This is a genomic window from Bacteroides sp. Marseille-P8574 (assembly GCF_902825465.1).
GTDB classification, from domain to species: Bacteria; Bacteroidota; Bacteroidia; order Bacteroidales; family Bacteroidaceae; genus Bacteroides; species Bacteroides uniformis.
The window spans coordinates 1,047,214-1,059,638 of the sequence record NZ_CADEBE010000001.1 but is presented as its reverse complement, the minus strand read 5'-3'; the positions used below and the strand labels follow the sequence as shown (position 1 = coordinate 1,059,638).

Annotated in this window: 6 protein-coding genes and 1 pseudogene; all 7 read left to right on the top strand. The window is 48.3% G+C overall.

Translation table 11 applies throughout. The annotated features are described in order from the left end of the window. Nucleotides 1-60: 60 nt before the first annotated feature. The 7 genes and pseudogenes from HUX74_RS04535 to HUX74_RS04505 all read left to right on the top strand — a co-directional run bounded on the left by HUX74_RS04535 (nt 61) and on the right by HUX74_RS04505 (nt 12,322). Complete coding sequence (locus tag HUX74_RS04535; RefSeq protein WP_174646284.1) at nt 61-981, top strand: FecR family protein; 921 nt, start codon at nt 61-63, stop codon at nt 979-981. Nucleotides 982-1,237: 256 nt separating this feature from the next. Beyond that, nucleotides 1,238-4,528 (top strand): annotated as a pseudogene (locus tag HUX74_RS04530) (TonB-dependent receptor). 16 nt (nt 4,529-4,544) lie between these two features. Continuing rightward, a complete protein-coding gene (locus tag HUX74_RS04525; protein WP_117958554.1) occupies nt 4,545-6,176 on the top strand; it encodes a SusD/RagB family nutrient-binding outer membrane lipoprotein in 1,632 nt (543 codons plus the stop codon). Nucleotides 6,177-6,209: 33 nt separating this feature from the next. Beyond that, nucleotides 6,210-7,319 (top strand): glycoside hydrolase family 18, encoded by a 1,110-nt coding sequence (locus HUX74_RS04520; RefSeq protein WP_117601153.1) that lies wholly within the window; start codon nt 6,210-6,212, stop codon nt 7,317-7,319. 27 nt (nt 7,320-7,346) lie between these two features. Further along, on the top strand, nt 7,347-8,498 hold the full coding sequence (locus HUX74_RS04515; RefSeq protein ID WP_174646283.1) for a DUF1735 and LamG domain-containing protein: 1,152 nt from the start codon (nt 7,347-7,349) through the stop codon (nt 8,496-8,498). Between the two features lie 214 nt (nt 8,499-8,712). After that, nucleotides 8,713-10,998 carry a GH92 family glycosyl hydrolase gene (locus HUX74_RS04510; protein ID WP_174646282.1) on the top strand — a complete coding sequence of 762 codons (2,286 nt, stop codon included), beginning with the start codon at nt 8,713-8,715 and terminating at the stop codon, nt 10,996-10,998. A gap of 16 nt (nt 10,999-11,014) precedes the next feature. Continuing rightward, the gene (locus tag HUX74_RS04505; RefSeq protein WP_117588977.1) at nt 11,015-12,322 is read left to right on the top strand and encodes an MFS transporter; all 1,308 of its coding nucleotides are present in this window, start codon (nt 11,015-11,017) and stop codon (nt 12,320-12,322) included. Nucleotides 12,323-12,425: the final 103 nt, after the last annotated feature.

Genomic DNA, 12,425 nt, shown 5'->3' with positions numbered 1-12,425 from the left:
TTTCCCGATTGTATTATCTATGTAATTGCAATTATAAATAGGTTATAAGGTTTAGAGATTATGGAAAAATTAGATTCGGATTTATTGTTTCGGAAAGCACAAGCATTGGGAGATGATATCCGGGAAATGGAATCAATTGATGTGGCCAAAGCTTTTGAACGGACACAGCAGTTGATAAGGAAAAAGCGGGGTAGGCAGATGTATGATAGCTTGATGCGCTATGCCGCATTCTTGACGTTACCTTTGCTGATGATTTCGCTGACGTTGGGCTACTTATATTTCAGTGGACCGGAAGCGGTAGACTGCTACGCCGAAGTCACGGCTGCCAAAGGTTCGGTCATCCGTTATGAGCTTCCTGACCATTCGGTGGCGTGGCTCAATGCGGGAAGTACCTTGCGTTATCCCATAGTTTTCAGGAAAGACAATCGGAGCGTGGAACTGAAAGGGGAAGCGTATTTTGAAGTGCAGGCCGACAAGAAACGTCCTTTTTATGTGAACACACCGGATGGATTGAGTGTATATGTATACGGAACGAAGTTCAACGTGGCTGCCTACGAGGATGAAGAACTTATTGGTACGGTGTTGGAGAAAGGTAAGGTAAATGTGGTAACCCCCAATCAGGAGACAATGGAATTGTTACCCGGAGAGCAGTTGCTTTACAATCGGAACAGTCGGAAATGGATTAAAAATAAAGTGGATGTCTACGAGAAGGTGGCTTGGAAAGACGGAAAGCTGATTTTCAGGAATGCGACGTTGGAAGAGATATTCAAAAGGCTTTCAAGGCATTTCAATGTGGATATTGAGTTTGACAATAGGTTGGGAAAGGAATACAAGTACCGGGCGACTTTCCACAAAGAGACCTTGCAGCAGATTTTGGATTATCTGGCAAAGTCGGCAGCCTTGAAGTGGAGGGTGGAAGATGCTGCGCAGCAGGCAGACGATACCCTTACGAAGGCTAGGATTATAGTAAACTTATATTAGTAACCCTTAAAACCATAAAGAGCCTATGATATAGCATAAGAAGAGCAAAAACAAAAAAGGAAGAAAACTGTCCCCACAGCTTTCTTCCCTACTCATTAAAAAACTCACGGATTTTGGTTTAGCAGACAAGAAGCCGTGAATCAAACCTTAGTTCATTTAGTAATAAACTTTAGTTAACCGCAAATGTATGAAAAATAATCATTCATTTAGTGCAGTATGCCTTAAATATACCTTAAAATTAAAACTTCCTTTACCTATGAGGATAAGTCTAATACTACTTTTTGCTGTTGTATTACAGCTTCCTGCCAGTAACGGGTACGCCCAGCGGACGCGAGGCTCCTTTTCTATGTCGAGTGTTTCCATAGAAAATGTATTGAATAAGATAGAGGAGAACTCCGACTATGTGTTCCTCTATAATAACAAGACGATTCAGGCAGACCGCATTGTTTCGGTAAACAGCCGGTCGGGAAAGATAACAGAGATCCTGGATGACATGTTTCGTGGAACAAATGTCACTTATACATTGGTAGACAATCAGATAATCTTGTCCACGAAACAGATAAAGCAACAAGAACCCAAAATCAAGGTGGACGGCGTGGTCAAGGATGCTACCGGCGAACCGCTGATTGGCGTCAACGTGAAGGTGAAGAATACCATTGCCGGTACCATTACTGATTTGGACGGCAAGTTCAACTTGGCGGTAAACAAGGGGGACGTTCTCGAAATCTCTTATGTGGGATATACTACTAAGGAAATCAAGATAATAGACGATCGAATCCTGAATGTGCTGTTGGAAGAAGATTCGCAGAAGCTGAACGAGGTAGTGGTCACTGCCCTGGGTATCAAGCGTGCCGAGAAAGCGTTGAGCTACAACGTGCAGCAGGTGAAACAAGACGAGCTGGTCCGTGTGAAGGATGCTAACTTCGTGAACTCGCTGAGCGGAAAGATTGCCGGTGTAAGCATCAACAAGAGTGCTAGCGGCGTGGGAGGAGCTACCCGCGTGGTGATGCGTGGAGCCAAGTCCATCGAGGGCGACAACAATGCACTCTACGTGGTGGACGGTATCCCTTTGTTCAACACCAATATGGGGAATACGGACAGCGGTATCATGGGTGAGGGCAAGGCCGGAACGGAAGGTATTGCTGACTTCAACCCCGAAGACATCGAAAGCCTCTCCGTGTTGAGCGGCCCTTCGGCAGCCGCCTTGTACGGTAGCAGCGCCGCCAACGGGGTGATTCTGATTACTACCAAAAAGGGCAAGGAAGGAAAACTTTCCGTCCAGTTCTCTTCTTCCACGGAGTTTAGCAAAGCCTACATGACACCGGAGTTCCAGAGCACCTACGGCAATAAAAAGGACATGTACGAAAGCTGGGGAGAAAAGCTGGCTACCCCTTCTGCCTACGATCCGAAGGACGACTTCTTCAATACCGGAACCAACTTCATCAACTCGTTGACATTGACCACGGGCACCAAGTAGAACCAGACGTTCGCGTCCGTATCATCCACCAACTCGGCCGGTATTGTGCCCAATAACTCTTACGACCGTCTGAACTTCACTATCCGCAACACTGCCACCTTCTTCAAGGATAAACTGCAACTCGACCTGGGCGCGTCGTATGTGAAGCAGAAAGACCGCAACATGGTGTCGCAAGGACAGTACTGGAATCCGGTGATGGCTGCCTACCTCTTCCCGCGGGGAGAAAACTTTGAAGACATCAAGACTTTTGAGCGTTATGATGACAGCCGTAAGTTTCCCGTACAATACTGGCCGGTGTCCGAACCTACCTACGCTTCGCAGAACCCTTACTGGACTGCCTACCGCAATGTGGCTACCAACGAGAAGAGCCGCTACATGTTCAACGTGGGGCTGACCTACAAGATTACCGACTGGCTGAACGCCGCCGCACGCTTCCGCATGGACGATACGCATGTGCTCTTCGAACGCAAGATTTACGCCACTTCCGACCAGAAGTTTGCCGAGGGAAAGAAAGGACATTATGGCTACAGCAACTATAACGACCGCCAAGAATACGCCGACTTCATGCTGAATGTCAACAAGCATATCCGGGACTTCAGCATTGCTGCTAACTTGGGCTGGAGCTATTCTAACTATTGGCTATTGGAGAGAGGATATAAAGGAACATTGAGCCTGGTACCCAATAAATTCGTGGCAGTCAACATCGACCCGGCCAATGGACGTGTCTCCGAAAAGGGCGGTGATAGCCGCGTGCGCAACCATGCCGTCTTTGCCAATGTGGAATTAGGCTGGAAGAGTATGCTTTACTTGACGCTGACCGGACGTAACGACTGGAACTCCCGTCTGGTGAACACCGACGAAGAGTCCTTCTTCTATCCTTCCGTAGGTTTGTCGGCCATCATTTCCGAAATGGTAGATTTGCCCCGGTTCATTTCTTACTTGAAGGTACGTGGTTCCTTTACCGAAGTGGGCGCTCCAATTTCCCGTTCCGGTCTGACTCCCGGTACGGTGACAACTCCCATTGACGGCGGTACGGTGAAGCCTACCTATATCTATCCGTTTACCGACTTCAAGGCAGAGCGTACCCGTTCGTATGAATTCGGTTTAAGTTTGCGTTTGTGGAACAAGTTGAGTGCAGAAGTCACTTACTACCATTCCAATACCAAGAACCAGACTTTCTTGGGTAACTTGCCTGAATTTACCGGTTACAAGCAGATTTACTTGCAGGCCGGTAATGTGGAGAACCGCGGATGGGAAGCCTCTTTGGGTTACAATGACAAGCTGAAGAACGGACTGGCATTCTCCTCCACATTGACATTTTCGCGTAACGTCAACAGAATTAAAGAAATGGTGGATGGTTACCATACTGATTTGTTGGACGATCCCATCCAGATTTCTGAAGTTGTGAAAGATGGCGGACGTATCATTTTGAGGAAAGGTGGCAGCATTCACGACATTTACGCCAATACCTTCTTGAAGAAAGATCATCAGGGTTATGTAGAGATAAAGAGTGACGGTACGTTTGAACTGGATAATAGCGGTAAGCCCGTCTATTTGGGCAAGACTTCCCCCGACTTCAATATGGGATGGAACAACTCCTTGTCGTACAAAGGACTCGGACTCAGCTTCCTGCTCAACGGACGTTTCGGAGGTGTGGTTACCTCCTCTACCGAAGCATTGCTCGACCGTTTCGGCGTGTCGAAGCGTTCGGCCGAGGCACGTGACAATGGCGGTGCATTATTGCCGGGACAGGGCAGGGTAGATGCAAAGACCTACTACCAGATGATTGGTACAGGAGGTTACGAGACCTCCGGCTACTATGTCTACAGCGCTACCAACATCCGTTTGCAGGAGTTGACACTCAGCTACACCATGCCCAACCGCTGGTTTGGCAACGTACTGAAGGACGTGACGGTTTCCTTCATTGCCAACAATCCCTGGATGTTGTACTGCGAGGCTCCGTTCGACCCCGAACTGACTCCCTCTACCGCCACCTACGGACAAGGCAACGATTACTTTATGCAGCCAAGTGTGCGTAGCTTTGGCTTTGGTATTAAATTCAAATTATAACAGACCGACTTTTAATATGAAAAAGATAAATCAATATAAGCTTTTAGCGGGAATATATGCCCTAGCATTGTTGGCATCCTGCGATTACGAGGAAATCAATACCAATTGGGCTGAAATGAACGAGAAGGAAGAAGCCATGGACGGTGTTGCCGTCGGAGGATTGGTGACAACGATGGAGCAGACCGTCTTCCCGGTAGGGACACAAGCCGACGATACGGACATCATCAACATGTACCAGACCGACTATCATCTGTCTGCCGACTGCTGGAGTGGATTCTTCTCACAAAACAACTCTTGGAACGGTGGTAACAACAATACCAGTTATTATTTGATTGACGGATGGATTAAGGGTACTTATGCACGTTCTTATACCAATGCACTCGACCCGTGGAAAAAATTGAAAGCCGCTTCTGAAAAGAACGACACTCCCGAAGTCTTTGCCTTGGCACAAGTATTGAAGATTTCTGCTTGGCACAAGGCGTTGGAGAGTTTCGGGCCGATGCCTTATTCACATGCAGCCGATGCTACGATGAACATTCCTTTCGACTTGGAGAAGGACATATATGCTGCCATGTTCAAAGACTTGGCCGATGCTGTGGAGGTTTTGACCAAGAAAGCGGATGCCGGGGTGACCATTATGGGAGATTATGATGCGGTTTATGCGGGTGACTCTAGGAAATGGGTGAAGTATGCCAATTCGCTGATGCTTCGTCTGGCGATGCGCGTACGTTTTGCCGATGCCGAACTGGCAAAGCGGTATGCGGCTTTGGCCGTGAAACACTCCATCGGAGTGATGACCTCCAAAGACGAAGAGGCGCAGATGAGTTCGGGTGCGGGCATCACTTTCCGCAACAACATCGAGTGGTTGGCCGAGCAGTACAATGAATCGCGCATGGGGTCGTCCATGTTCTCTTACCTGATGGGTTACGAAGACCCACGTCTGAGCGCTTACTTCAAACCGGTGGATGACAAATGTACTTTGGGACAGTTGGCATTCGATGGCAAGAAATATCAAGCCATTCCTGCCGGGCATCTTTACGGGCAGAACGATGTCTATACGACATTCTCAAAGCCGAATATCAAAGGTGACACTCCGACCTATTGGATGCGTGCTTCCGAAGTCTATTTCTTACGTGCTGAAGCTGCTTTGGTGTGGGGAGGTGAATTCGGTAATGCCGACGAGCTCTACAAGCAAGGTATTGGGATGTCGTTCCAGGAAAACGGGGTGACAGCTTCGGTCGATGATTACATGAACTCCGGCAATGTACCAATCAAGCATGAGTTCGGTGGTTCTTACTCTTGCAGTTTTTCCGCCCCTCGTGCCGTTACAGTCAAGTTTGAAGGCAGCCGGGAAGAAAAATTGGAGAAGATTATTATCCAGAAGTGGCTTGCGCTCTTTCCCAACGGTCAAGAGGCTTGGACGGAGTGGAGAAGAACTGGCTATCCCGACTTGAATCCGGTGATGGCAAACAGAGGTTCGTTCCAAGGAGCCACCATTGAAAAAGGAGTGCGCCGAATGATTTATCCGACCAGTTTCCATCAGACAACGGAGGACGAGGCCAACTATCAGGCCATCCTGAAGTTGCTCAATAATGGGAAGGGTGGTGAAGACAAATCTTCTACCCGTCTGTGGTGGGATTGCAAGTGATAAACGATGTCTTACGTTAGAAATAAGAAAAATATGAAAAAATTGAAGAAACTATTATATATTGTTCCGTTGCTTGGTTTGATGGCTACTGCCTGCACGGATATTGAGAGCATTGAGATAGATCATATCGGTGGTAACAATACCAAAGATGACGTGGAGAGCGAAGCGTACTATGCCGACTTGCGCGCGTATAAAGAAACCGCCAAGAATTATGGCCGCCCCGTTGCGTTCGGCTGGTTTTCCAACTGGGCGCCGACGGGAGCCATGCGGAGGGGGTATCTCACTTCTGTGCCCGATAGTATGGATATCATATCTATGTGGAGCGGTGCCCCAGGACGTTATGAAATCACTGAGGCGCAGAAGAAAGACAAGGAGTTTGTGCAAAAAGTGAAAGGCATCAGGTTATTGGAAGTCTGCCTGCTTTCACACTTGGGCAAAGGGCGCACCCCTACTTCGGTATACGATGAAGTGGAAAAAAAAGCCATAGAAGAGGGTTGGAGCGAAGCTAAGCTGACAGAAGAAAGAAAGTTTGCTCGCTGGGACTTCTGGGGGTTTACTTCGCATGACTTGAACAACAAGGAAGAGCTGGAACGGGCTCTTTCCAAATTTGCCAAAGCCATCTGTGACTCGTTGGTGACCGGCGAGTGGGACGGATATGATATCGACTGGGAACCGGGTAACGGTTTCAATGATTCCGACGGTACTATCGGCAGCCGTAACATCGGTTTCGTGGTGAAAGAGTTGGGCAAATACATCGGTCCTAAGAGCGACCCGGAGAACAAAGGGCATAAACTGCTATGCATCGACGGGCATATCAATGATTTCTTGCCTGAGATAGAAGATTATGTGGATTACTGGATAGCTCAGGCGTATGGGCAAGCTTCTCCTTATTTGCATTCGCCTGGCAATATCAATGAGAAACTCATTGTCACGGAGAACTTCGAATCGTTTGCTTCCAATGGAGGGCAATTGTTGAAACAGGCCGCCTGGATGCCGGAAGAAGGGTATAAAGGCGGTGTGGGAGCTTATCGCTTTGATAATGACTATGACAATGCACCCGATTATAAATGGATGCGTCAAGCCATACAGATTAATCAGCGTGTGTTCAACGAATGGAAAGAAAGCAAAGGAAAAAATAAGTAGTGAATCAAATTTTAGAATATGAAAGATATGAATAAATATTTGTTGAAATATATGGTGTTTTGCTTCATAGCCATGCTGTCGGTCAGTTGCAATGATAGCGAAAGTGATTTGCTGGAACCTAAGGTCTATTTTGAAGAAAGGGAGTACCGGATAGAGGTGGAAGAGGGCGAAGCGATGACCCATGAGTTGCGGGCACGTGTGTCATCCTTGTGTGCTTCGCAGGTAGAGGTGTCTTATGAAGTGGCCGATACTTCTGTAATTGAGGCTTATAACAAAAAGTATGGAACGGAATATGAGATGTTCGATGCTACTGCCGTAGATTTGGGAAATGCTGTTGCCACTGTTCCTTCCGGAGAGGTGTATGCCGGATCGGTATCGGTGAAATTTTCTAAGTTGGATAAGGTGGAAGAAGGTAAGTCTTATCTGCTTCCGGTGCGTGTACGGTCTGCTTCTCTACCGGTTTCCCAAGGGGGAGATGTGGTTTATTTTATCCTCCACAAGCCCGTGCGGATTATGAAGGTGGCTCGTGTGTATAACAATTATGTGAGGATACCTTTGCTTCCCGGTACCCAATTCACATCCGTTACTTACGAAGCATTGATTTATATTGATTTCTTTGGAAACAATAATACTGTTATGGGATGCGAGGGAACTCTGATTTTCCGTATCGGTGATGCACCTTTGCTGGAGAAAGACCATTTGCAGATTGCAGGCAAATCGGAATACAGCGTTTCTCAGGCTTTGGGAACCGGGAAATGGTATCACGTGGCGTTCACTTACAATCAGTCTACCGGCAAGACTGCCATCTTCATCAATGGAGAAAAAGCTTCCGAAGCGGTTTGGGATATTCCGAGCTTCGATTTCGGTAAGGGCGACTTCTTTATCGGTAAGGTGGCCGGATTCATGTGGGGCGAACGTCCGTTCTATGGTCGCATGAGCGAAGTCAGACTTTGGAATGTGTCGCGCACGGAGAGTCAAATCAAGGAAAACATGATTACGGTTGACCCGAAATCGGAAGGCCTTGCTGCTTATTATAAGTTGAACGGAACCGACCAGTTCCAAGACGGAGAGACGTGGAAAGTGAAAGATGCTTCCGGTCATGGAATGGACGGATTGGTGAATGGAGGCGATAAAGCCCTCGGCATCGTGGAATTGGATGAACCGATAACTATTAAATAGCAGGATTCCGGTTTGGATATGAATGCAAGTTCTTGCAACTACCAATTACAAGAACTTGCATTCTTTCTTTTACCGACATGTCTTTATTCTTTATCCTTCTATTCTGCTAATTAAAATTAAAAAATAATCTGCAGTATTAGTGTTTTTGCCGAGTGAATTGTTTTATTAACCAATAAAAGGCAAAAGAATGTGTCTCAATAAACTTAAATTTAGGATGAAAAACATGAAATCTATTGCATGGCAAGCCGGATGTCTCTTGTGGTTGGGCATGGCGGTATGCAACTGTACTCCGGCTTCTTCAGGGGAAGACTATGCATCTTACGTAAATCCGTTTATCGGTACGGGTGGGCACGGACATACCTATCCGGGCGCAGTGGTACCCAACGGGATGATTCAGCCGAGCCCCGACACGCGCATCTTTCAGTGGGATGCTTGTTCCGGTTATTACTATGCCGATTCCACCATTAACGGATTCTCGCACACGCACCTCAGTGGAACGGGTTGCGGTGATTATGGCGATGTGCTGCTGATGCCCACCGTGGGCCGTCAGGACTATCATGCGATGGGGAAGAAGAGCCAGCAAATGGCATACGCCTCGCCTTTCTCGCACGGGCGGGAGAAGGCAGAACCGGGATATTATTCCGTATTCCTCGACCGTTATGGCGTACAAGCCGAGTTGACCTCTACCAAGCGCGCCGCCATTCATCGCTACACGTTTCCCAAGTCTGGGAAAGCAGGATTTATCCTTGACCTTGACTACAGCCTCCAGCGTCAGAAGAATGAAGAGATGAAGCTGGAAGTCATCAGTGATACAGAAATCCTCGGACATAAGAAAACCGTTTACTGGGCTTTCGATCAATACATAAACTTCTATGCCAAGTTCTCCAAACCGTTTACTTATACAATGGTGACCGATTCCATGGCATTGGACGAAGGGGAACCGCTGCTGCCCACCGCCAAGGTGCTATTGCAATTCCAGACGGAGAAGGATGAGCAGGTGATGGTGAAGGTGGGTGTTTCAGCTGTGGATATGGACGGTGCCCGCCGGAATGTGGAAGCGGAGATACCCGGATGGGATTTTGACGGAGTGCGTCGGGCAGCCCGCCAATCATGGAATGAATACCTTGCCAAGATAGATATCGAGACGGAGGATGAAGACCAGCGTACCATGTTCTATACGGCGCTTTATCATACGGGTATGCAGCCCAATCTGTTTACCGATGCCGACGGGCGTTATTTTGGCATGGATTTGAAAGTGCATCAGGGTAGCGTGGAAGAGCCCGTCTATACCATTTTCTCTTTGTGGGACACGTTCCGTGCCTACCACCCGTTGATGACGATTATCAATCCGGATTTGAACCAAGCCTTCATCCGCTCGCTCATCCAGAAGGAGCGCGAAGGCGGTGTATTTCCCATGTGGGAATTGGCGGGCAACTATACGGGCACGATGATAGGCTATCATGCTGCCTCCCTTGTGGCAGATGCCTATATGAAGGGCTATCGCGACTTTGATGTACAGAAGGCATACCGCGCTTGCCTGCGTGTGGCGGAGTATGACACTACTGGTATTATCACCCATCCTTTGGTATTGCCTCATTTGATGCCGCAGGCCAAATATTGGAAGAACAAGGTCGGTTACGTGCCTTGCGACAAGGATAATGAAGCAGTAGCTAAGGCCTTGGAGTATGCCTACGATGACTGGTGCATCTCTGTGCTGGCCGGTGAGTTGGGCGACACGCTGAACCAACGGAAGTATGCTGATTTCAGCAAGGGCTATCAGAACTATTTCGATCCAGTTACCCGTTTTATGCGTGGACTGGATAGCAAAGGCAATTGGCGTACGCCGTTCAATCCCCGCTCTTCCAACCATCGCAGTGATGACTATTGTGAGGGGACTGCCTGGCAATGGACCTGGTTTGTTCCTCACGATGTGGAGGGACTGGTGGAACTGATGGGAGGCCGTGAAGCTTTTATCGGTAAGTTGGACTCGCTGTTCGTGGCCGATTCTTCACTGGAAGGTGAACTAGTGTCTGCCGACATTTCCGGCCTGATAGGGCAGTATGCCCATGGTAATGAGCCGAGTCACCATATCATTCACTTCTACAACTATGTGGGCCAACCCTGGCGCACGCAGGAGTTGGTGGACGAGGTACTGCAGACGCTTTATTTCAACAATCCGAACGGGCTTTCGGGTAATGAAGACTGTGGGCAGATGTCAGCATGGTATGTACTGAATGCCATGGGCTTCTACCAAGTTTGCCCAGGCCGTCCGCTCTATTCCATCGGTCGCCCGTTGTTCGACAAGGCGACAGTGAACCTTAAGGATGGAAAGAAATTCACGGTGGTGGCCACGGACAATAGTCGTACGAACAAGTATGTTCAGAAGATGTTGTTGAACGGCGAGGAATTGGTACGCCCGTTCTTTACGCATCAGGACATAACGGACGGTGGCACTTTGGAGTTGATAATGGGCGACAAGCCGGTAAAGACAAACAATTGATAACGTGCGATTAGTTATGAATCACAATAATTACCGTAACCCGGTTTCCTGGGTGCCTTCCGTTTATTTTGCCATGGGGCTGCCTTTCATTGCAGTCAACCTGGTCTCTACGTTCATGTTCAAGGATTTGGGCATATCCGACACGCAGATTGCCTTCTGGACTTCTATCATCATGATGCCCTGGACGTTGAAGTTCCTTTGGAGTCCGTTCCTGGAGATGTACCGCACAAAGAAGTTCTTTGTGGTTATCACCCAGTTGTTGAGCGGATTGCTGTTCGGACTGGTGGCTTTTTCGTTGAAGTTCGATTACTTTTTTGCCATTAGTATTTCGACAATGGCAGTCATCGCTTTCAGCGGAGCCACGCACGATATAGCCTGCGATGGCGTGTATATGGCGGAACTGTCACCTGCCGACCAAGCCAAGTACATCGGTGTGCAGGGGGCTTTCTACAACATCGCCAAATTGGTGGCGAACGGCGGACTGGTGGCGATGGCGGGTATGCTGGCCCAGAGTTTCGGGGCGATGGAAGGCCGTTCTATGCAGGAGAACATGTCTGCTTATAAGGAAGCGTGGATGATTATCTTTATCGTCATTGCCGTGTTGCTGTTGCTGTTGGGGGGGTATCATTCACGGATGTTGCCGTGCACGCAGAAGCGGCAGGACGCCAAGCGTTCGGGCGCGGAGGTGATGCGGGAACTGTGGGCGGTGATAAGGAATTTCTTCACAAAGCGCCACATCTTCTATTACATTTGCTTCATTATCCTCTACCGCTTTGCCGAAGGGCTTGTGATGAAGATTGCACCGCTCTTCTTGCGCTCCTCGCGTGAGGTGGGGGGATTGGGGCTTTCGCTTACTGAAATCGGTACGTTGAACGGTGTCTTCGGTTCAGCGGCTTTTGTGCTGGGATCCTTGTTGGCAGGCATCTACGTGTCGAAGCGCGGGCTGAAGAAGACGCTGTTTTCGCTCTGCATCGTGTTCAACTTTCCGTTCGTGGCCTACACGCTACTCGCCATTTATCAACCGGAGAACCTTTATCTGATAGGTGCGGGCATCGTGGCGGAGTATTTCGGTTACGGCTTCGGCTTCGTGGGGCTGACGTTGTTCATGATGCAGCAGATTGCTCCCGGCAAGCATCAGATGTCACACTACGCCTTTGCTTCCGGCATCATGAATTTGGGAGTGATGCTTCCGGGGATGATGAGTGGTTTCTTTAGTGATTTGTTGGGGTACGAGAAGTTCTTCACTTACGTGCTGTTGGCCGCCGTACCGTCGTTGCTGATAACATACTTCATTCCCTTTACGCATGACGATGAGGTGAAGTAAGCTTTGCAGCATGAATGAGACTTGTTGCATAAAAAACTATTGAATAAAAGAATATAATCTGTGCCCATCTGTGTAATCTGTGGTGCAAAGATAAAAATCCAAA

What these genes read in the sequence shown, in the direction of transcription:
- HUX74_RS04510 (WP_174646282.1), top strand. Translation starts at nt 8,713, where the DNA reads ATGAAAAACATGAAATCTATTGCATGGCAAGCCGGATGTCTCTTGTGG.
- HUX74_RS04525 (WP_117958554.1), top strand. Translation starts at nt 4,545, where the DNA reads ATGAAAAAGATAAATCAATATAAGCTTTTAGCGGGAATATATGCCCTA.
- HUX74_RS04515 (WP_174646283.1), top strand. Translation starts at nt 7,347, where the DNA reads ATGAATAAATATTTGTTGAAATATATGGTGTTTTGCTTCATAGCCATG.
- HUX74_RS04505 (WP_117588977.1), top strand. Translation starts at nt 11,015, where the DNA reads ATGAATCACAATAATTACCGTAACCCGGTTTCCTGGGTGCCTTCCGTT.
- HUX74_RS04535 (WP_174646284.1), top strand. Translation starts at nt 61, where the DNA reads ATGGAAAAATTAGATTCGGATTTATTGTTTCGGAAAGCACAAGCATTG.
- HUX74_RS04520 (WP_117601153.1), top strand. Translation starts at nt 6,210, where the DNA reads ATGAAAAAATTGAAGAAACTATTATATATTGTTCCGTTGCTTGGTTTG.